Origin of the sequence: Janthinobacterium silvisoli, assembly GCF_014200725.1 — a bacterium.
Classification (GTDB): domain Bacteria; phylum Pseudomonadota; class Gammaproteobacteria; order Burkholderiales; family Burkholderiaceae_D; genus Janthinobacterium.
The window spans coordinates 1-20,364 of record NZ_JACHCL010000012.1; the positions used below are offsets into that span (position 1 = coordinate 1).

At 57.3% G+C, this 20,364-nt stretch carries 17 protein-coding genes and 1 tRNA gene; 15 read left to right on the top strand and 3 right to left on the bottom strand.

Annotated features, from left to right (window positions below; all coding sequences use genetic code 11):
- From HDE75_RS26230 to rpoC, 10 genes are all read left to right on the top strand, one after another.
- The coding region (locus tag HDE75_RS26230) for an EF-Tu C-terminal domain-related protein (protein ID WP_465052654.1) at positions 1-147 on the top strand (147 nt) is incomplete at its 5' end.
- Positions 148-213: 66 nt separating this feature from the next.
- A tRNA-Trp gene (locus tag HDE75_RS26235) sits at positions 214-289 on the top strand.
- Between the two features lie 32 nt (positions 290-321).
- Positions 322-705, top strand: coding sequence for a preprotein translocase subunit SecE (gene secE / locus HDE75_RS26240; protein ID WP_183683094.1), 384 nt, complete (start codon positions 322-324; stop codon positions 703-705).
- Positions 705-1,331 carry a transcription termination/antitermination protein NusG gene (nusG, locus tag HDE75_RS26245; protein WP_183682981.1) on the top strand — a complete coding sequence of 209 codons (627 nt, stop codon included), beginning with the start codon at positions 705-707 and terminating at the stop codon, positions 1,329-1,331. The genes secE and nusG overlap by 1 nt, the downstream gene beginning before the upstream one ends.
- Positions 1,332-1,468: 137 nt before the next feature.
- Positions 1,469-1,903 carry a 50S ribosomal protein L11 gene (gene rplK, locus HDE75_RS26250; protein WP_034783246.1) on the top strand — a complete coding sequence of 145 codons (435 nt, stop codon included), beginning with the start codon at positions 1,469-1,471 and terminating at the stop codon, positions 1,901-1,903.
- The gene (rplA, locus tag HDE75_RS26255; RefSeq protein ID WP_183682984.1) at positions 1,903-2,598 is read left to right on the top strand and encodes a 50S ribosomal protein L1; all 696 of its coding nucleotides are present in this window, start codon (positions 1,903-1,905) and stop codon (positions 2,596-2,598) included. Before rplK ends, rplA begins: the two co-directional genes overlap by 1 nt.
- 319 nt (positions 2,599-2,917) lie before the next feature.
- Positions 2,918-3,454, top strand: a complete 537-nt coding sequence (rplJ, locus tag HDE75_RS26260) for a 50S ribosomal protein L10 (RefSeq protein WP_038500890.1) — start codon at positions 2,918-2,920, stop codon at positions 3,452-3,454.
- 67 nt (positions 3,455-3,521) lie between these two features.
- The gene (gene rplL, locus HDE75_RS26265) at positions 3,522-3,893 is read left to right on the top strand and encodes a 50S ribosomal protein L7/L12 (protein WP_038497150.1); all 372 of its coding nucleotides are present in this window, start codon (positions 3,522-3,524) and stop codon (positions 3,891-3,893) included.
- Positions 3,894-4,156: 263 nt separating this feature from the next.
- Positions 4,157-8,263 (top strand): DNA-directed RNA polymerase subunit beta, encoded by a 4,107-nt coding sequence (rpoB, locus tag HDE75_RS26270; RefSeq protein WP_183682987.1) that lies wholly within the window; start codon positions 4,157-4,159, stop codon positions 8,261-8,263.
- A gap of 122 nt (positions 8,264-8,385) precedes the next feature.
- Positions 8,386-12,627: a DNA-directed RNA polymerase subunit beta' gene (rpoC, locus tag HDE75_RS26275; RefSeq protein WP_183682989.1), complete on the top strand. Its 4,242-nt coding sequence runs from the start codon at positions 8,386-8,388 to the stop codon at positions 12,625-12,627.
- Between the two features lie 75 nt (positions 12,628-12,702).
- Here rpoC and HDE75_RS26280 read toward each other — a convergent pair whose 3' ends face one another.
- On the bottom strand, positions 12,703-13,545 hold the full coding sequence (locus HDE75_RS26280; protein WP_183682992.1) for a pirin family protein: 843 nt from the start codon (positions 13,543-13,545) through the stop codon (positions 12,703-12,705).
- 105 nt (positions 13,546-13,650) lie between these two features.
- On the opposite strand from HDE75_RS26280, the gene HDE75_RS26285 reads away from it, so the two are divergent.
- Positions 13,651-14,553: a LysR substrate-binding domain-containing protein gene (locus HDE75_RS26285; RefSeq protein WP_183682994.1), complete on the top strand. Its 903-nt coding sequence runs from the start codon at positions 13,651-13,653 to the stop codon at positions 14,551-14,553.
- Here the strand turns inward: HDE75_RS26285 and HDE75_RS26290 are convergent.
- Positions 14,550-15,497 (bottom strand): GlxA family transcriptional regulator, encoded by a 948-nt coding sequence (locus HDE75_RS26290; protein ID WP_183682996.1) that lies wholly within the window; start codon positions 15,495-15,497, stop codon positions 14,550-14,552. The two genes, HDE75_RS26285 and HDE75_RS26290, sit on opposite strands and share 4 nt — an antisense overlap.
- Positions 15,498-15,623: 126 nt before the next feature.
- Here HDE75_RS26290 and HDE75_RS26295 point away from each other — a divergent pair, with 126 nt between their 5' ends.
- Positions 15,624-16,424, top strand: a complete 801-nt coding sequence (locus HDE75_RS26295) for an SDR family NAD(P)-dependent oxidoreductase (protein WP_183682999.1) — start codon at positions 15,624-15,626, stop codon at positions 16,422-16,424.
- Between the two features lie 13 nt (positions 16,425-16,437).
- Here the strand turns inward: HDE75_RS26295 and HDE75_RS26300 are convergent, their stop codons facing one another.
- Positions 16,438-17,880 (bottom strand): FAD-dependent oxidoreductase, encoded by a 1,443-nt coding sequence (locus tag HDE75_RS26300; RefSeq protein WP_183683002.1) that lies wholly within the window; start codon positions 17,878-17,880, stop codon positions 16,438-16,440.
- Positions 17,881-17,956: 76 nt separating this feature from the next.
- Here HDE75_RS26300 and HDE75_RS26305 point away from each other — a divergent pair, with 76 nt between their 5' ends.
- From HDE75_RS26305 to HDE75_RS26315, 3 genes are all read left to right on the top strand, one after another.
- Positions 17,957-18,592, top strand: a complete 636-nt coding sequence (locus tag HDE75_RS26305; protein WP_183683005.1) for a TetR/AcrR family transcriptional regulator C-terminal domain-containing protein — start codon at positions 17,957-17,959, stop codon at positions 18,590-18,592.
- 213 nt (positions 18,593-18,805) lie between these two features.
- Positions 18,806-19,411, top strand: coding sequence for an ArsR family transcriptional regulator (locus tag HDE75_RS26310; protein WP_183683008.1), 606 nt, complete (start codon positions 18,806-18,808; stop codon positions 19,409-19,411).
- Positions 19,412-19,523: 112 nt separating this feature from the next.
- A complete protein-coding gene (locus tag HDE75_RS26315) occupies positions 19,524-20,363 on the top strand; it encodes an HDOD domain-containing protein (protein WP_183683096.1) in 840 nt (279 codons plus the stop codon).
- Position 20,364 lies beyond the last annotated feature (1 nt).

A 20,364-nucleotide genomic window follows, 5' to 3' on the forward strand; every position in this document is an offset into this window, starting at 1 on the left:
GACAAAGAAATGGTTATGCCAGGCGATAACGTGTCGATCACCGTCAAGCTGATCAACCCGATCGCGATGGAAGAAGGTCTGCGCTTCGCTATCCGTGAAGGCGGCCGTACCGTCGGCGCCGGCGTGGTTGCAAAAATCCTCGCATAAGGAAATGTTATGCTTCCACCCGAGGCGTCTTGGGTGGTAGAATAGCGCTCCACTAAAGTTTTACGTAGGGACGTAGCTCAATTGGCAGAGCGTCGGTCTCCAAAACCGAAGGTTGGGGGTTCGATGCCCTCCGTCCCTGCCACCGTCAAGGTGCAGGGCACCGAAAGTAGAAAAATGTCAAATCAATCCGTGCAAACCGTTAGCACGTCGAGTGACAAGATAAAAGTCGCGCTGGCAATAGTGGCAGCGATTGCAGGAGTAGTCGGGTTTTATTACCTGGCAGGCCAACCAGCTCTGGTGCGCGCAGGCGCGCTTGTGGCTGGTTTGCTTATTGCTGTTGCGCTCTTGTGGATCTCGACGACCGGCCGTGAATTCCTGAATTTCGCCAAAGAAGCTGTGCGCGAAACCAAGAAAGTCGTTTGGCCTACCCGCAAAGAAGCTACACAGATCACCTTGATCGTGTTTGCCTTCGTGCTGGTTATGGCGATTTTCCTGTGGGGCACGGATAAATTGCTTGAGTTTCTGTTGTATGACGTAATTCTTGGTTGGAAAAAATAATGAGCGAAAATGTGCATGATGAAGCGACGGGTGAATCCGTAGCGGGCGACGCTCCGGCAACGGATGCTGGTGCAGCGCTGAGCGTTCCGGTGAGCAGCAAGCGCTGGTACGTCGTGCACGCTTATTCCGGCATGGAAAAGAGCGTCATGCGTGCACTGACCGAGCGTATCGAGCGCGCGGGCATGCAAGACCAGTTCGGCCAGATTCTGGTGCCGATCGAAGAAGTGGTTGAAGTCAAGAATGGTGTGAAGTCGGTTACCGAGCGTCGTTTCTATCCTGGCTATGTGCTGGTTGAAATGGAAATGACGGACGAGAGCTGGCACTTGGTCAAGAACACCAGCAAAGTTACCGGCTTTATCGGTGGCAAGTCGAACAAGCCGACGCCGATCTCCGCGCGCGAAATCGACGCCATCATGCGCCAGATGCAAGAGGGTGTGGAAAAGCCCCGTCCAAAAACCTTGTACGAGGTGGGCGAGCAAGTACGTATCAAAGATGGTCCTTTCACCGATTTCAACGGCAACGTCGAAGAAGTCAATTACGAGAAATCCAAAGTACGCGTTTCGGTCACCATTTTCGGCCGCGCTACCCCAGTAGAACTCGAATTCGGCCAGGTCGAAAAAGTCTAAGCAAGATCAGCATCATGGGCCGCAAGGCCCGCAGCGCCACCAGGAGCGCCGCGGCAAGTTAGCGAAATCCGGTCAGAGGAGCCCCGCCAGGGTAGGATCGGCGGGGCGCTACTACTCAATCCAAGATAGGAGCCATCATGGCAAAGAAAATCATTGGTTTTATCAAGCTGCAAGTGCCAGCTGGTAAAGCAAACCCATCCCCACCAATCGGTCCAGCTCTGGGTCAACGTGGTCTGAACATCATGGAATTCTGCAAAGCGTTCAACGCGCAGACCCAAGGTATGGAACCAGGCATGCCGATCCCAGTCGTGATCACCGCATTTGCTGACAAGTCCTTCACCTTCGTGATGAAGACGCCTCCAGCAACCTACCTGATCAAAAAAGCTGCTGCGATCACCAAAGGTTCGCCGAAGCCACATACCGACAAAGTCGGTACGCTGACCCGCGCACAAGCTGAAGAAATCGCTAAATTGAAAACCCCTGATCTGACCGCTGCCGACATGGATGCTGCTGTACGCACCATCGCTGGTTCCGCACGTTCGATCGGTATCACGGTGGAAGGTGTTGTATAATGGCTAAGTTATCCAAACGTATCAAGGCTTTCAAAGCCAAAGTCGACCGCACCAAAGCGTATGGTTTCGACAATGCTGTCGCGCTGATCAAAGAGTGCGCAACTGCCAAGTTCAATGAATCGATCGACGTATCGGTACAACTGGGTGTTGATCCTAAGAAATCCGACCAAGTGGTACGCGGCTCCGTCGTGTTGCCAGCTGGCACCGGCAAAACCGTACGCGTTGCTGTTTTCGCGTCGGGCGACAAAGCTGAAGCTGCTAAAGCAGCTGGCGCCGACATCGTTGGTATGGAAGACCTGGCTGAGCAAATCAAAGCCGGCGACATGCCTTTCGATATCGTGATCGCTTCGCCAGATACCATGCGTATCGTTGGTACCCTGGGTCAGATCCTGGGCCCACGTGGCCTGATGCCTAACCCGAAAGTTGGCACTGTTACTCCTGACGTCGCTACCGCCGTGAAAAACGCGAAAGCCGGTCAAGTTCAGTACCGTACCGACAAATCCGGTATCATCCACGCTACCATCGGCCGTAAATCGTTCGCTGACGCAGATCTGAAATCGAATCTGGTCGCACTGATCGACGCCCTGAACAAAGCTAAACCAGCATCGAGCAAAGGCGTGTACCTGCGCAAAGTCTCGCTGTCGTCGACCATGGGCGCTGGCGTCCGTATCGACCAGGCTAGCCTGGCAGCTTAAGTAAAGAATCAAGTCCTGTGGCGCCTTCGGGCGCTGCGGGCGCATCTTTGGGCTGTCTGCGTGGTGTTTTCACCGTGCAGGCAGACAATCAAAGACCGTTGGGCCGACTGGGACAGCAGGTACAGAAGGTTAATAGGCTTTCCGGCAACGGGAAGTGCCCAACGCAGATGGTGTACCCGAACAAGTTTTGTAGTCCTCATGCTGCGTGAATCCATCCGCTCAGTTTAGTACTTCTTGACTTCGGACGCCGTGTTCGAACCGATGCAAGACGCTTTACCACTCGGTAAAGAGTGTCGAACATCATTTAAGGAGGTTGACCGTGAGTCTCAATCTGAATGACAAAAAGGCCGTCGTCGCCGAAGTTTCCGCACAAGTAGCAACTGCGCAAACTATCGTCGTGGCCGAATATCGTGGCATCCAGGTTGGTCACTTGACGCAACTGCGTGCTAAAGCACGTGCCCAAGGCGTGTACCTGCGTGTGTTGAAAAACACATTGGCTCGTCGCTCCGTCGAAGGCACCCAATTCGCCAGCCTCGCCGATTCCATGACCGGCCCGTTGATCTACTCGATCTCGGACGATGCCGTTGCAGCAGCTAAAGTCATCGCTGACTTCGCTAAAACCAACGACAAACTGGTCATCACGGCAGGTAACTACGCCGGCAAATCGCTTGATAAAGCGGCTGTCGTAGCTCTGGCGAGTATTCCTTCCCGTGAAGTCCTCATTTCGCAGCTGTTGGGCGTTATGCTGGCTCCGGTGTCGGGCTTTGCACGTGGTCTGGCTGCTCTGGCAGCGAAAAAAGGCGAAGGCGCCGCTCCTGCAGAAGCAGCAGTGGAAGAAGCCCCAGCAGCCGCTTAATAGCGCGCGCTTTTTTCTCTCAGTACCAATCTGATGTAACTAACGTAATAAATTTAGGAGTTTCAAAATGGCAATTAGCAAAGACGATATCCTGGAAGCAGTTAGCGCCATGTCCGTAATGGACCTGAACGACCTGGTAAAAGCTTTCGAAGAAAAATTTGGCGTGTCGGCAGCAGCTATGGCTGCTCCAGCAGCCGGCGGCGCAGTAGCTGCAGCTGCTGAAGAGCAAACCGAGTTCAACGTTGTTCTGGACACCTTCGGCGCAAACAAAGTTGGCGTCATTAAAGCAGTTCGCGAAATCACCGGCCTGGGCTTGAAAGAAGCTAAAGACCTGGTCGATGGCGCACCAAAAACTGTGAAAGAAGGCGTTTCGAAAGCCGACGCTGAAGCAGCACAGAAGAAACTGGTAGAAGCCGGCGCAACCGCTTCGATCAAGTAATATCTGTACTGGCGTCAGTTTAGCGCCCGAGCCAAAGTCTGAGATTTCCCCTTGCAAGGGGGGAAATCCGACTTTGGCTCCTTTGTCGTCTGCATTGTATTTGTAATGTATTTGTAGCGTCTTGTAGCAATATCTGTCGCAGTTTTGTTCGATTCAAGCCGGAAAGCAGAGCCTTGAGGTTTCGTCTGTGTCACACGCAGCGTTGCAAATGAACACTTGCAAAACCTGAATTTTCTATCCTTTCTGTCACTCACGGAGTGTCCATGCACTACTCATTTACTGAGAAGAAACGCATTCGCAAATCATTCGCGAAGCGCGCCAACGTTCACCACGTTCCGTTCCTGCTGGCGACCCAGCTCGAGTCTTATCATAGCTTCTTGCAAGAGGACATAGCACCGTCCGGCCGCAAGAACGATGGCCTGCAGTCGGCCTTCACTTCGATTTTCCCTATCGTGTCGCACAATGGTTTTGCGCGTCTCGAATTCTTGTCGTACGTTCTGGGCGATCCTGCCTTTGACGTCAAAGAATGCCAACAACGTGGCCTGACGTTCGCGTCGCCGCTGCGCGCGAAAGTGCGTCTGGTGATCCTGGACAAGGAATCGCCAACCAAGCCAGTCGTCAAGGAAATGAAAGAACAGGAAGTCTACATGGGCGAATTGCCGCTCATGACGACCACCGGTTCCTTCGTGATCAACGGCACTGAGCGTGTGATCGTTTCCCAGTTGCACCGTTCGCCTGGCGTGTTCTTCGAGCACGACCGCGGCAAGACTCACTCGTCCGGTAAACTGCTGTTCTCGGCACGTATCATTCCTTACCGCGGTTCGTGGCTGGACTTCGAGTTCGACCCGAAAGACATCCTGTTCTTCCGCGTCGACCGCCGCCGCAAGATGCCAGTGACGATTTTGCTCAAAGCAATCGGCATGTCGCACGAGCAAATCCTGGCTAATTTCTTTGTCTTCGACAATTTCAACCTGCGCTCCGAAGGCGCGGAGATGGAATTCGTTGCCGAGCGTCTGCGCGGTGAAGTTGCGCGTTTCGACATCGTCGACAAGTCGGGCAAGACCCTGGTGCTGAAAGACAAGCGTATCAACGCCAAACACGTGCGTGATATCGAATCGGCTGGCATCAAACACATTTCCGTACCGGAAGACTACCTGCTGGGCCGCGTATTGGCGAAAAACATCGTCGATGGCGACACCGGTGAAGTTGTTGCTTCCGCCAACGATGAGCTGACCGAAGACCTGCTGGGCCGTCTGCGCGACGCCAACGTGTCCGAAATCCAGACCTTGTACACCAACGACCTGGATCAAGGTGCGTACATCTCGCAAACCCTGCGTATCGACGACACCGCTGACCAGATGGCAGCGAAAGTGGCGATCTACCGCATGATGCGTCCAGGCGAACCGCCAACGGAAGACTCCGTTGAAGCGCTGTTCAATGGCCTGTTCTACAACTCGGACCGCTACGACCTGTCGGCCGTGGGCCGCATGAAGTTCAACCGCCGTATCGGCCGTGATGAACTGACTGGCGCCATGACCCTGTCGAACGAAGACGTGCTGGCCGTGATCAAGATCCTGGTGGAACTGCGCAATGGCCGCGGCGAAGTCGACGATATCGATCACCTGGGTAACCGTCGCGTACGTTGCGTGGGCGAACTGGCTGAGAATCAATTCCGTGCCGGTCTGGTACGTGTTGAGCGCGCAGTCAAGGAACGTCTGGGCCAGGCCGAAGCCGACAACCTGATGCCGCATGACCTGATCAACTCGAAGCCGATTTCGGCTGCAATCCGCGAGTTCTTCGGTTCGTCCCAGCTGTCGCAGTTTATGGACCAAACCAATCCTCTGTCGGAAATTACCCACAAGCGCCGCGTATCGGCTCTGGGACCCGGCGGTCTGACACGCGAACGCGCAGGCTTTGAAGTGCGCGACGTGCATCCGACCCACTACGGCCGCGTCTGCCCGATCGAGACACCGGAAGGTCCGAACATTGGTCTGATCAACTCGCTGGCTCTGTACGCCCGCCTGAATGAATACGGCTTCCTGGAAACCCCATACCGCAAGGTAGAAGGCTCCAAGATCACCGACCAGATCGACTACCTGTCCGCCATCGAAGAAGGCCGCTACATCATCGCTCAGGCGAATGCGACCATCAACGACGCAGGCATGTTGTCCGATGAACTGGTATCGGCCCGTGAAGCTGGCGAAACCATCCTGGTATCCCCAGAGCGCATCCAGTACATGGACGTGGCGCCTGGCCAGATCGTTTCCGTCGCTGCCTCGCTGATTCCATTCCTCGAACACGATGATGCGAACCGTGCATTGATGGGCGCCAACATGCAACGCCAGGCTGTGCCTTGCTTGCGTCCTGAAAAAGCGCTGGTTGGTACCGGTATCGAACGCACTGTAGCGGTCGACTCGGGCACCACGGTACAAGCACTGCGTGGCGGTATCGTTGATTACATCGATGCAGGCCGTGTGGTGATTCGCGTCAACGATGACGAAGCGCAAGCTGGTGAAGTGGGCGTCGACATCTATAACCTGATCAAGTACACCCGTTCGAACCAGAACACCAACATCAACCAGCGTCCTATCGTGCAAGTGGGCGACCGTGTTGCCAAGCGCGACGTGATCGCCGACGGCGCATCGACCGACCTGGGTGAATTGGCTCTGGGCCAGAACATGACCGTGGCGTTCATGCCATGGAATGGTCTGAACTTCGAGGATTCGATCCTGATCTCGGAAAACGTCGTGAAAGACGACCGCTACACCTCGATTCATATCGAAGAGTTGTCGGTTGTTGCACGCGATACCAAACTGGGCGCGGAAGAAATCACGCGCGACATCTCGAACCTGGCTGAAAATCAGCTGGCACGTCTGGATGAGTCCGGTATCGTCTATATCGGCGCTGAAGTACAGGCCGGCGACACGCTGGTTGGTAAGGTAACGCCTAAAGGCGAAACCCAGCTGACCCCGGAAGAGAAGCTGCTGCGCGCGATTTTCGGCGAAAAAGCTTCGGACGTAAAAGACACCTCGCTGCGCGTGCCTTCGGGCATGATCGGTACCGTGATCGACGTACAAGTCTTCACCCGTGAAGGTATCGTGCGCGACAAACGCGCCCAGCAAATTATCGATGACGAACTGAAACGCTTCCGTCTGGATCTGAATGACCAGATGCGTATCGTTGAAGGCGATGCCTTCCAGCGTCTGGAAAAAATGCTGATCGGCAAAGTTGTCAACGGCGGCCCTAAAAAGCTGGCCAAAGGCGCCAAGATCACCAAGGAGTACCTGGCCGATCTGGACAAATACCACTGGTTCGACATCCGCCCTGCGGACGACGATGCAGCGGTAGCGCTGGAAGCGATCAAGGAATCGATCAACGAGAAGCGTCACCAGTTCGATCTGGCCTTCGAAGAGAAGCGCAAGAAACTGACGCAAGGCGATGAGCTGCAACCAGGCGTGCAAAAAATGGTCAAGGTGTACCTGGCCGTGAAACGCCGCCTGCAGTCGGGCGACAAGATGGCAGGTCGCCACGGTAACAAGGGTGTGGTTTCCCGTATTGTTCCTGTGGAAGATATGCCATACATGGCCGACGGCACGCCAGCGGACGTGGTGCTGAACCCGTTGGGCGTTCCTTCGCGGATGAACGTTGGTCAGATTCTCGAGACTCACTTGGGCTGGGCTGCCAAGGGTCTGGGTATCCGCATCGGCGAAATGCTGAAGGCGCAAACCAAGGTCGAGCAAGTACGCAAGTACCTGACCACGATCTACAACGACAATGGCCGCGCCGAAGAGCTGGATCAGTTCGACGACGAAGAGATCATGAAGCTGGCGGAAAACCTGAAAAAAGGTGTTCCATTCGCTACCCCAGTGTTTGACGGCGCGAATGAAGCCGAAATCCGCCGCATGCTGGACCTGGCGTATCCGGACGACATCGCCAAGAACCTGGGCATGACCGCTTCGAAAAACCAGGTGACCATGTATGACGGTCGCACCGGTGAAGCGTTCGAGCGCAAGGTCACTGTCGGCGTGATGCACATGCTGAAACTGCATCACTTGGTCGATGACAAGATGCATGCCCGTTCGACCGGACCTTACTCGCTGGTCACGCAACAGCCGCTGGGTGGTAAAGCCCAGTTCGGTGGTCAGCGCTTCGGTGAGATGGAAGTGTGGGCACTGGAAGCGTACGGCGCGTCGTATGTCTTGCAAGAGATGTTGACCGTCAAGTCCGATGACGTGAATGGCCGTACCAAAGTGTACGAGAACCTGGTCAAAGGCGACCACGTGATCGACGCCGGCATGCCTGAGTCGTTCAACGTGCTGGTCAAGGAAATCCGTTCGCTGGGTATCGATATCGATCTCGAACGCAACTAAAAGACAGGCTTATTGACCCAATAAGCGTCATTTGGTTTGGGAAACACAAAGCCCGGCTGGGAAACCATGCCGGGCAATGTAGTCTCAGGAATATAGAAATTTAATCACCTCTGGAGTGATACATGAAAGCACTGCTCGATCTATTCAAGCAAGTACAGACTAACGAGACCTTCGATGCAATCAAGATCGGTCTCGCTTCGCCTGAGAAAATCCGTTCGTGGTCCTACGGCGAAGTCAAGAAGCCGGAAACCATCAACTATCGTACCTTCAAGCCTGAGCGCGATGGCCTGTTCTGCGCCAAGATCTTTGGCCCGATCAAGGACTACGAATGCCTGTGCGGTAAATACAAACGCCTGAAACACCGCGGCGTGATCTGCGAAAAGTGCGGCGTTGAAGTCACCTTGGCCAAAGTGCGCCGTGAGCGCATGGGGCACATCGAACTGGCCTCGCCAACCGCGCACATCTGGTTCCTGAAATCGCTGCCATCGCGTCTGGGTATGGTGCTGGACATGACCCTGCGGGACATCGAACGCGTGCTGTACTTTGAAGCATATGTCGTGACCGATCCAGGCATGACCCCGCTGAAAAAGTGCCAGATCATGTCGGAAGACGACTACGCCGCCAAGTACGAAGAGTACGGCGACGACTTCACCGCTTTCATGGGCGCCGAAGGTATCCGTGAACTGCTGCGCTCGATCGACATCCACCGCGATGCCGAAACCCTGCGCGTGGAACTGAAGGAATCGAAATCCGAAGCCAAGATCAAGAAATACGCGAAACGTCTTAAAGTTTTAGAGGCGTTCCAACGTTCGGGCATCAAGCCTGACTGGATGATCATGGAAGTGCTGCCAGTGCTGCCGCCGGAACTGCGTCCGCTGGTACCGCTGGATGGTGGCCGTTTTGCGACCTCGGATCTGAACGATCTGTATCGCCGCGTCATCAACCGTAACAACCGTCTGAAACGCCTGATGGAGCTGCGCGCTCCAGAGATCATCACGCGCAACGAAAAGCGCATGCTGCAAGAAGCAGTCGATTCGCTGCTGGACAACGGCCGTCGCGGTAAGGCGATGACCGGCGCCAACAAGCGTCCGCTGAAGTCGCTGGCAGAGATGATCAAAGGTAAAGGCGGCCGTTTCCGTCAAAACTTGCTGGGTAAACGCGTCGACTACTCCGGTCGTTCGGTGATCGTCGTGGGCCCGCAATTGAAACTGCATCAGTGCGGCTTGCCGAAACTGATGGCGCTGGAACTGTTCAAACCATTCATTTTCAATAAACTGGAACTGATGGGTCTGGCTACCACGATCAAGGCCGCTAAAAAGCTGGTCGAGATTCAAGAGCCGGTCGTATGGGACATCCTGGAAGACGTGATCCGTGAACATCCGATCATGTTGAACCGCGCACCAACCTTGCACCGTCTGGGTATCCAGGCTTTCGAGCCAGTGCTGATTGAAGGCAAGGCCATCCAGTTGCATCCACTCGTCTGCGCGGCATTCAACGCCGACTTTGACGGTGACCAAATGGCGGTCCACGTTCCTCTGTCGATCGAAGCGCAGATGGAAGCACGCACCCTGATGCTGGCATCGAACAACATCCTGTTCCCATCGAACGGCGAACCGTCGATCGTGCCGTCGCAGGATATCGTGCTCGGTCTGTACTACGCGACCCGCGAAGCGATCAATGCGAAGAACGAAGGGATGCTGTTCCCTGACGTCTCCGAAGTGATCCGCGCCTACGATAACAAGGAAGTCGAACTGACGACCCGCGTTACCGTGCGTATCACCGAATACCCGAAAAACGCTGAAACCGGCGTATTCGAAAAAACCATCACCCGCTACGAAACCACGGTAGGCCGTGCGATCCTGTCGGAAATTCTGCCTAAAGGCTTGCCGTTCTCCGTACTGAACCGCGCGCTGAAAAAGAAAGAAATTTCCAAGCTGATCAACACGTCGTTCCGCAAGTGCGGCCTGCGCGCCACCGTTGTGTTCGCAGACAAACTGATGCAATCGGGCTTCCGCCTGGCGACGCGCGCAGGTATTTCGATCTGCGTCGACGACATGCTGGTACCACCTCAAAAAGTGACCCTGATCGCGACGGCCGAATCGGAAGTCAAGCAGATCGAACAGCAATACGCTTCGGGTCTGGTGACCGCCGGCGAGCGTTACAACAAGGTAGTCGACATCTGGGGCAAAACCTCGGACGAAGTCGGCAAGGCCATGATGGACCAGCTGAAAGTCGAAGATGTCGTCAAGCGCGATGGCACCAAGTCGACGCAAGAATCGTTCAACGCCATTTACATGATGGCCGACTCCGGCGCGCGCGGTTCCGCAGCCCAGATTCGTCAGTTGGCCGGTATGCGTGGTCTGATGGCCAAACCGGATGGCTCGATTATCGAAACGCCGATTACCGCGAACTTCCGCGAAGGTCTGAACGTTTTGCAGTACTTCATTTCGACCCACGGTGCACGTAAAGGTCTGGCCGATACGGCGCTGAAAACGGCTAACTCCGGTTACCTGACGCGTCGTCTGGTTGACGTTACGCAAGATCTGGTGGTTATCGAGGACGATTGCGGCACCACCAACGGTACCGTCATGAAGGCCCTGGTTGAAGGTGGTGAAGTCATCGAACCGTTGCGCGACCGTATCCTCGGCCGTGTGGTGGTGCATGACGTCGTCAATCCTGAAACCCAGGAAACCCTGTATGACGCCGGTACCCTGATGGACGAAGACATGGTCGAAGAGATCGAGCGTCTGTCGATCGACGAAGTCAAGGTGCGTACGCCGTTGACTTGCGATACGCGCTTCGGCCTGTGCGCCAAGTGCTATGGTCGCGACCTGGGCCGTGGCTTGCTGGTCAACGCCGGTGAAGCAGTCGGTGTGGTGGCTGCGCAGTCGATTGGTGAGCCTGGTACCCAGCTGACCATGCGTACCTTCCACATTGGTGGTGCGGCATCGCGTGCAGCAGTGGCATCGTCGGTAGAAGCCAAATCGAACGGTACCATCCGCTTCACGGCAACCATGCGTTACGTGACGAATGGCAAGGGCGCGCAAATCGTCATTTCCCGTTCCGGCGAAGTGCTGATTACCGACGACCATGGCCGTGAGCGTGAGCGTCATAAAGTACCGTACGGTGCGACCCTGATCGTCAAGGACGGCATGGTCATCAAGGCCGGTACGGCGCTGGCAACGTGGGATCCGCTGACCCGTCCGATCATTACCGAATACGCCGGTCAAGTGCGTTTCGAGAACGTCGAAGAAGGCGTCACCGTGGCCCGTCAGGTCGACGAAGTGACCGGTCTGTCCACTCTGGTGGCGATCGATGCAAAACGTCGCGGTTCGCTGACCAAAACCTTGCGTCCGCAAGTCAAGCTGATCAACGACGCCAACGAAGAAGTCAAGATCGCCGGCACCGAACACTCGGTGGCGATCGGCTTCCAGGTCGGCGCGCTGATCATGGTGAAAGACGGTCAACAGGTATCGGTTGGTGAAGTGCTGGCACGTATTCCTACCGAATCGCAAAAAACGCGCGATATTACCGGTGGTCTGCCACGCGTTGCTGAACTGTTCGAAGCACGTTCGCCGAAAGACGCCGGTATGCTGGCGGAAGTCACGGGTACGGTTGCGTTCGGTAAAGAAACCAAGGGCAAGCAACGTCTGGAAATCACAGACATGGACGGCAACAAGCATGAGTTCTTGATCACCAAGGACAAACAAGTGCTGGTGCATGACGGCCAGGTCGTGAATAAGGGCGAGATGATCGTGGACGGCCCAGCCGATCCGCAAGACATCCTGCGTCTGCTGGGTATCGAAGCACTGGCACGTTACATCGTTGACGAAGTGCAGGACGTGTACCGTCTGCAAGGCGTGAAGATCAATGACAAGCACATCGAAGTGATCGTGCGTCAGATGCTGCGCCGTGTACAGATCGTCAATGCCGGCGACACCAACTACATCGTTGGCGAGCAGGTAGAGCGTTCGGAACTGCTGGACGAGAACGATCGCGTGACGTCGGAGAACAAGATTCCTGCGACCTACGAGAACGTCTTGCTGGGTATTACCAAGGCATCCTTGTCGACCGATTCGTTCATCTCGGCCGCATCGTTCCAGGAAACCACCCGCGTGCTGACCGAAGCGGCGATCATGGGCAAGCGCGATGGTCTGCGCGGCTTGAAAGAGAACGTCATCGTCGGCCGTCTGATTCCTGGCGGTACGGGTCTGGCCTTCCACCGCGCACGCAAAGAGAAAGAAGCGTGGGAAGTGGAAGAACGTCAAGCACTGCTGCTGGCAGAAAAAGCCTCGCTGGCTGGCGAAGCTGCCGAAGCGTTGCAAGATATCGAAATCCAGCAACACCAGGGCGACGAAGCGTAATCTGGCTTCTTGCTAACAAAAACGGCACCGTGGAGAAATCCCGGTGCCGTTTTTTTATGTCCGATAGAAATAGTGTTAAGCCGGAACTTCCCCAAAATGGCCAGCTTGCAAGCGTTCCAGCGCCTGCTGCAGCGAGGCTTTGCTCTCGAATACAAACGGGCCGTGCGTGACGACGGCTTCGTCGATGTTGGGGGCGGCCAGCAGCACGCAATGGACTTCTTCCGTGGTGCTCAAGCTGAGCTGGCTGGCTTCTGCTGCACTCGCGCAAATGGCCTGGCCGGCCTGCACGCTGATGCTCGCATCGATATCGAGCTGGCCGCTGACCACATGCAGCCACGCATTCCAGCCGGCAGGCAAGTCCACCGCGTAGGGTTCGGCGATGCTTTGCAGCTTGATGTCGAGCATCAAGACCGGCGTGGGCGTGCTGGCTGGCGACACCAGCGGCCCCACCTGGCCCGCCACTATACGCACGCGGACACCGGCTTTGCCGATGATGGGCATCTGCTTGCCAGGCACGCAAAACGAGTCGGGCGCCAGGTTTTTCAGGCGCGCCGGCAGATTGACGAAAATTTGCAAGGCGTGGATATGGGCCTCTTCACCGACAGGCAGTTGCGTATGCAGGATGCCGCTGCCGGCCAGGGTCCAGTGCAGGTCGCCGGCGCCGAACTGGCTGTGGTGCCCCAGTGAATCACGGCTGAGCATTTCGCCCCGGCTATCTTCAAACATCAAGGTGACGGCTGAAAACCCTGCGTGCGGATGCACGTCGAAGGTCGGCTGCCACATATGAAAATGGTCGACCATCACGAAGGGTGACATGGCCGCGCCTTGGAAGGCGTCATGGCGAAATTGCGCGATCGTGCAACCGGTGCCGACTGGCATGGGCCGCGCCGTGACGATATTGGAAAAACGTAAGCTCATGCTCGACCTCCTGATGAATGATGCGATCAGTGTAGTCAGGCTGCCATGGTGGGGGAAGATAGTCTGGCCCGGACAGATTGTTCGGAAATGTGGGAAGATCGCGCCATGCTCAATCTGAATGACGTCTTTTACTTCGTGCAAGTGGTCAACCATGGCGGCTTTACGGCGGCCGGGCGAGTGCTGCACGTGGCCAAGTCCACGCTCAGCGCCAGGGTCCAGCAGCTGGAAAGCGACTTGAATGTGCGCCTGTTGAACCGCAGTACCCGCAAGTTCGGCCTGACTGATGTGGGCAGTGAATTCTATGCGCAGGCGCAAGTGTTGCTGCATGAAGCAGAGCTCACGGAAAATATCGCAAGGCGCCGCTTGAGCGAGCCTGCCGGCATCATCCGCATCAGCACTTCCGTGACGGTGGCGCAATTTGCCTTGCGCGATATCTTGCCTGGCTTTATGCGCCGTTTTCCTGGCATTACCGTGGTGCAGCATGCCAGCGACATCATGGCCGACTTGATCGACACGGGTTATGACCTGGCGATACGGGGCCATTCCAGTCCGCTACCCGATTCGTCGCTGGTGCAGCGCAGGCTGAGCGCCGTGTCCTGGCGCGTGTACGCGGCCCCGGACTATCTGGAACGCCGCGGTGAGCCACTGCTACCGCAGGATTTGTCCAGCCACGATGCCCTGATCTTCGGACGTGAAACCCGGCAGCACTGGCAGTTGCATCACGGGGACGAAGCAGCGCTGGCCGTGCCGGTGCAAGCGCGCTTTGCCAGCAATGATATGGTCGCGCTCAAGCATGCCGCTTGTGCCGGGTTGGGCCTGGTGGCCTTGCCTGAATATGTGTGCCGCGAAGAAGAGCATAGCGGCCGCTTGCAGCGCGTGCTGCCCGCGTGGCGCGCGGCCGATTCGCATCTGTATGCCGTGTTTCCATTCCGCCAGGGTTTGCTGCCCTCGGTGCGCGCCTTGCTCGATTGCCTGGCCGAGGAAATGCCGGCGGCAATAGCTTCTTAAGCCGCTTGCGTTTGACGCAAGCCGCGCTTGATCGCTTGCGGCGGCATGCCGTAGGCGCGGATAAAGGCGCGGCGCATGCGTTCCGGGTCATCGAAACCGTTTTCGCGGGCCACCACGTCGATCGCGTGATTGCCTTGTTCCAGCATCGTGCGCGCCGCTTCGACCCTGAGGGTTTCTACGGCTTTCGCGGGTGAGTGGCCCGTTTCAAGGCGAAAACTGCGGCTGAACTGGCGCCGGCTCAAGTGGGCCGCGTCGGCCAGTTCATCCACGCTGAGTGGTTTGCGCAGGTTGGCTTTTGCGTAGCTGAGCGCGCTCTGGATGCGGTCCGACTTCGGTTCCAGTTCCAGCAGCGCGGAAAACTGCGATTGCCCGCCGCTGCGCCGGTGATACACCACCATCTGGCGCGCCACCGTGCGGGCGATCTCGACGCCCGCGTCCGCTTCCAGCAGGGCCAGGGCCAGGTCGATACAGGCCGTCATGCCGGCCGAACTCCAGAATTTGCCATCGTTGATGAAGATGCGGTCTTCTTCCACCTTGGTCTTGGGAAATTCGCGCTGCAATTGGCGCGCCTGGCACCAGTGCGTGGTAACCCGGCGGCCATCGAATAAACCGGCCTCGGCCAGCAGCATTGCACCGGTGCAAATGCTGGCCATGCGCCGCGACGCCGCGCCCGCCTGGCGCAAAAACTCGAGGAAAGGGGCAGTCGCGGTGATGGCCGAGGTGGCGCCGCCGACCAGGACGGTATCGTAGTCATGCCGTGAAAACGGCAGGGTATCGACCTTGGCCAGCGAGGAACTGGCCACCAGTCCACCGTGTTCAGACAGCATCTGGATGTCGTAGCGTGGCCCGCCGGGCAAGTTATTGGCCAGCTCGAAAACGGTGATGGCAGCCAGGTCGACGATCTGGAAGCCGGGAAACACGACGAAGGCGATGGTCTTATGCATGATGGCCCAAATTAAGGTTTCTATGTCATTCGGGTTAAAGGTTAAACCTCTACACTGGTCCTGTCAATGCATGCAAAGGTCGGCGCGACGCGCCGGGGAGCATGCCCAACCTAAAGAGGATTTATCATGACGACGTTGAACCAGACAGGTACTGCAGTGATCACGGGCGCATCGACCGGCATCGGCGCCATGTATGCCGAACGCCTGGCGCGCCGCGGCTACGATTTATTGCTGGTGGCGCGCAGCGCGGACAAACTGGACGCGCTGGCAACCAGACTGGCCCGCGAAACGGGCCGCACGGTTGCTACCGTGACCGCCGACCTGAGCAAGGCAGACGATGTGCGCGCGCTGGAACAGCGTTTGCGCACTGAGACCAGCATCACCTTGCTGGTCAACAATGCAGGTGTGGGCGCCACGGCGAGCCTGATCGATTCCTCGGCCGATGACCTGGACCATATGCTGCAACTGAACGTGCTGTCGCTGACACGGCTGACGCACGCCGTGGCGCCGGGCATGGTGGCGCGTGGTGCGGGCGCCATCATCAATATCTCGTCGATCGCTGCCGTGGCGCCCGAGCTGTTGAATGGCACGTATGGCGGCAGCAAGGCCTATGTCCTGGCGCTGACCCAATCGCTGCACCACGAATTGAAAGACAAGGGCATCCGCGTGCAAGCCGTCTTGCCGGGCGCCATCGCCACGCCATTCTGGGACCGCGCTGGCGTTCCGATCTCCCATTTGCCAGCAGCCATCGTCATGACGCCGGAAAACCTGGTCGATGCCGCACTGGCCGGTTTCGACCAGGGCGAAGTGGTGACCGTGCCGTCCTTGCCTGAAGCGGCCGACTGGGACCGTTTTGAAACAGCGCGCCTGGCACTGGGGCCGAACCTGTCGCATACCAAACCTGCCGCCCGCTATCAGGTGGCTTGACCATCTCGCCTGATCACGCCGCATTATCGGCATAGCCATCGGGCCGTATCAGCAAGCTTTTCAGGCCGGCCAGCCGTGGGCCGGCCTGTTTGACTTGCAGCGACGTCAGCCAGGAAGTATCGAAAGCATAGGGCAGTGTGGCGGGTGCACCGTCGAAGGACAGGTGCAGCCACTTGCCTGCATGCAGCAATTCATGGATGCCGACGGCCGTGCCATCGTGCAGGCGCAACAGCCAGTCGGGGATGCGCCGGCCCGTCCAGTCCGCGTTGCCGAGCGGGGCGGACGCCGCCAGCGGCGCCGCATAACGCAAGCCGAAGCCCGACAGGTCGCTAGCCATCTTGCGGTTCAGTTCCGGCTCAAGCAGCATATCGCTGATGGTGTCGCGCAGGGCCAGCATGCGCGCATCAAAGCGGGTCAGCAGGGCCGTTTGCGCCAGGGTATTGTGCTGCAGCGCCAGGCCGACCGGGTGGCGCTCCGCATGATAGCTGTCGAGCAAACTGTCCGGCGCCTGGCCCTTGATCATGCCCCCCAGTTTCCAGCCCAGATTCATTGCATCCTGCATGCCCACATTCATGCCCTGGCCACCGGTAGGCATGTGGATGTGGGCGGCGTCGCCAACGAGGAAGAGGCGGCCCTGGCGGTAGCGCTGCGCCAGCCGCGTCTCGTCGCCAAAGCGCGATAGCCAGGTAGGATCGTGCAAGCCAAAGTCGTGCCCCGCGATGGCGGTGCTTACTTGTGACAACTCTTTCAGGGTGGCGGCCTCGCTCACCGCGACGTGCGGGCGCTGCGCATTCATGACGATGACGCGGTAGCGGCCATTGCCGAGCGGCACCATCATCAGGCTACCCGCCGTGTTTGTCATCGCCAGCATGGGCGATGCCGGTGGATATTTCAGCAGCACGTCGCCCATGATCATGCTGCAGCTGGCGGCCAGGCCTTCGAAGGCGATGCCCGCCTGCTGGCGCACCAGGCTGCGGCCGCCATCGGCACCCACCAGGTAGCGGGCCCGCAGCGTGAAAGGCGCGCCATCGTGCGTGCCGGCCACCGTGACGCCATGCTCATCTTGCTCGGTTTGCTCGACCAGCGCACCGCGCCAGACAGCCAGGTCGTCTTGTAATAGCTGCTCTTCCAGCAAACGTTCCGTAGTGCTTTGCGGCAGGAACAAGGTGTAGGGATGTGGCGTATCGAAGCCGGAAAAGTCGAGCCGTGTATCGAGGCCAGCGAAATGGCCGGTGGGGAGGGTTTTTCCCAAGGCAATAAAGCGCTGGTCCAGGCCGCGCAGTCCCAGCATTTCCAGTGTGCGGCCATGGATGGTCAGCGCGCGTGAATGCACGGTCGCTTCCTGGCGGCGTTCCAGCACGGCAACACGGATGCCGGCCAGGCGCAATTCGCACGCGAGGGTCAGTCCTGCCGGACCGGCGCCCACGATGATCACTTCAAGTTCTGTCTTCTGCATGGTATCAATCTAACGTTGTTAGTCTTCGCAAAATGGTAAACTAACGCCGTTAGAGTTTCAAGAGGAATGCACATAAATGAAAATTCAACGTGACACCGTCGTCGCCAGGGCGCTCGACTTGCTCGATGAAGTGGGCATCGAAGGCTTGACCATGCGCCGCCTGGCCGAGGCCATGGGGATCAAGGCCGCTTCGCTGTACTGGCATTTCGCCAACAAGCAGGCCTTGCTTGATGGTATGGCCGATAGGATGATCGAAGGCGTGGCCCGCACGGTCGATGTCGATGCCCCGTGCGATGGGCAGGTACGCCAGGTGGCGGCGCAATTACGCCTGGCGCTCTCCGCGCGGCGCGATGGCGTGCGCGTTTTTGGCGGCACCTATGTGATTTCAGATAATGTATTTCGCGTGGCCGAGGCATTAATCAAGCCCATGCGAATGAGCGGCGCATCGGAGAAACTGGCCAGCTGGAGCACATTTACTTTGCTTTATTACGTGATGGGTTTTGTCATGGAAGCGCAAGGTGCCGGACCCGGCAATTCCTCCATCGATGAAATGGAAAGCCGGCGTGGTGATTTTATTGCCATGGCAAGTGGCCGTTATCCCCATGTATTAGCCTCGATGGTCTCTATTTTTGATCCCGATCTCGATACCCGTTTTGATGCAGGTATTGATTTAATTTTGCTAGGATTACAGCAAAAAATCCACATGGCTTGAAAACACCTGGCAAAACCTGCTGCGCGTCGGTATAGGTGACCTGCGATGCTCACCGTACCAAAGTACGGTTGCGCTTCTCGATCCCCTCTCCCTTCCGCTCGCTACGGTTTTTGTCAGGTGTTGTTAAACCCAGGGCATTAAGGGTAAGCAGCATTGTTGCGCCTGCGCCCCAGGCATGCCAATTGTCAGTTTATTCATGCTAAGATTTGGCGCATGATAGCCCACGCCCTGTTCACCCCGGCCCAGCAGAAGCTGTTGGGATTGCTCTTTGTGCGCGTGAACGAAGGTTTTCACTTGAATGAAATCATGCGCCTGACGGGCCTGGGTAGCGCCTCGGCTCAGCGCGAATTGCGGCGCCTGCATGATTCCGGCCTGATCACGTCCGAGCGTATCGGCAATGTGCGGCGCTTCTGGCCGAACAAGGAAAACCTTGTGTATCCGGAATTGAGCGGCCTGGTGCAAAAGACTTTTGGCCTGGTTGGCGTACTGAGCACCAGCCTGGCCCCCTTGTCTGCGCAGCTGCAGCTGGCCTTTGTGTATGGCGCAACGGCGAAGGGGCAGGATATGCCGGGCGACCCGGTTGAGCTGTTGCTGGTAGGGGAAGAGGCTAATTATGGCGATATCTTGACGCGCTTGGCCCCTGCCGAACGAACCTTGCGTCGTAAAATCAATCCCAATTTATACACCTTGGCCGATTATCGGCGCCGCTTGCGCGAAGGCCAGCCATTTCTGCTGCAGGTACTACAGCAGCCTAAATTGTTTGTGATCGGCGATGCTTCGATATTGGCGTCGATGGAAATACAGGATATTTATTCCTGAGTGCGGCTGGGTATAAATGTTTCTGTTATAAGGTAATGACTGATTACTGAATCTGAAAATAAGTGATGAGAATAAGTAATGAGAATAAAAACAGAGGCGGACTGATCGTATGATGAATAAATTACAGGCGTTCGGATTGATTGTTTCCCAGGCGGTACGCGGAGAATTGACCTTCCCCACCAGCGTCAATGCCGCCTTGCAATTGCAATTGGCCTTGTCCGAGCCGGACTGCCATATCGACCTGGCCATCAAGCTGGTGCTGGCCGAACCCTTGCTGGCGGCGCGCACGGTGGCCTTGGCGAACTCGGCCGTGTACAGCCGTGGTGCGGCAGCGCCCGTGACCAGCGTGCGCGCGGCCGTCATGCGCATGGGCTACCGCAATCTGTATGCGCTGGTGGCGGCGATGGTGGTGCGCCAGTTCGGCAGCAAGATTATCGATCCGCAATTGCGGTTGAAAGCCGAACAGTTGTGGGAGCATACGGCGCACGTGGCGGCGCTGGCCCATGTGCTGGCGCGGCGCGTGACCAATATCGACCCTGATACGGCCCTGTTCGCCGGCATCGTGCATGAAGTGGGCGGCTTTTATCTGCTGTCGCGCGCCGACGAGTTTCCTGGTTTGCTGGAAGACGATGCGGAACACTGGATGGAATCGGCCGAGGAAATCATTTCGCGCGAAGTCATGAAGAAGCTGTTGATACCGCAAGCCGTGTCCGAAGCGATCGAAGGCTTGCGAGATGGCTTGCTGGCCATACCGCCCGATTCCCTGCTCGACACCTTGCTGCTGGCCAAGCAACTGGCGCCCGTGCCATCGCCGCTGCAACAGACATTTGTGGAAATGCTCACGCCGTCGGACTCCGTCATCGATTTCATTATCGATAACGAGACCCTGCAAAGCATATTGGCCGAGTCGGCCGAAGAAGTGTGTTCGATGAGCGCGGCCTTGCTGGTGTAGC

Coding starts and splice junctions, on each gene's coding strand:
- secE (WP_183683094.1), top strand. CDS start 322: ATGTCAAATCAATCCGTGCAAACCGTTAGCACGTCGAGTGACAAGATA.
- nusG (WP_183682981.1), top strand. CDS start 705: ATGAGCGAAAATGTGCATGATGAAGCGACGGGTGAATCCGTAGCGGGC.
- rplK (WP_034783246.1), top strand. CDS start 1,469: ATGGCAAAGAAAATCATTGGTTTTATCAAGCTGCAAGTGCCAGCTGGT.
- rplA (WP_183682984.1), top strand. CDS start 1,903: ATGGCTAAGTTATCCAAACGTATCAAGGCTTTCAAAGCCAAAGTCGAC.
- rplL (WP_038497150.1), top strand. CDS start 3,522: ATGGCAATTAGCAAAGACGATATCCTGGAAGCAGTTAGCGCCATGTCC.
- rpoB (WP_183682987.1), top strand. CDS start 4,157: ATGCACTACTCATTTACTGAGAAGAAACGCATTCGCAAATCATTCGCG.
- rpoC (WP_183682989.1), top strand. CDS start 8,386: ATGAAAGCACTGCTCGATCTATTCAAGCAAGTACAGACTAACGAGACC.
- HDE75_RS26280 (WP_183682992.1), bottom strand. CDS start 13,545: ATGAGCTTACGTTTTTCCAATATCGTCACGGCGCGGCCCATGCCAGTC.
- HDE75_RS26285 (WP_183682994.1), top strand. CDS start 13,651: ATGCTCAATCTGAATGACGTCTTTTACTTCGTGCAAGTGGTCAACCAT.
- HDE75_RS26290 (WP_183682996.1), bottom strand. CDS start 15,497: ATGCATAAGACCATCGCCTTCGTCGTGTTTCCCGGCTTCCAGATCGTC.
- HDE75_RS26295 (WP_183682999.1), top strand. CDS start 15,624: ATGACGACGTTGAACCAGACAGGTACTGCAGTGATCACGGGCGCATCG.
- HDE75_RS26300 (WP_183683002.1), bottom strand. CDS start 17,880: ATGCAGAAGACAGAACTTGAAGTGATCATCGTGGGCGCCGGTCCGGCA.
- HDE75_RS26305 (WP_183683005.1), top strand. CDS start 17,957: ATGAAAATTCAACGTGACACCGTCGTCGCCAGGGCGCTCGACTTGCTC.
- HDE75_RS26310 (WP_183683008.1), top strand. CDS start 18,806: ATGATAGCCCACGCCCTGTTCACCCCGGCCCAGCAGAAGCTGTTGGGA.
- HDE75_RS26315 (WP_183683096.1), top strand. CDS start 19,524: ATGAATAAATTACAGGCGTTCGGATTGATTGTTTCCCAGGCGGTACGC.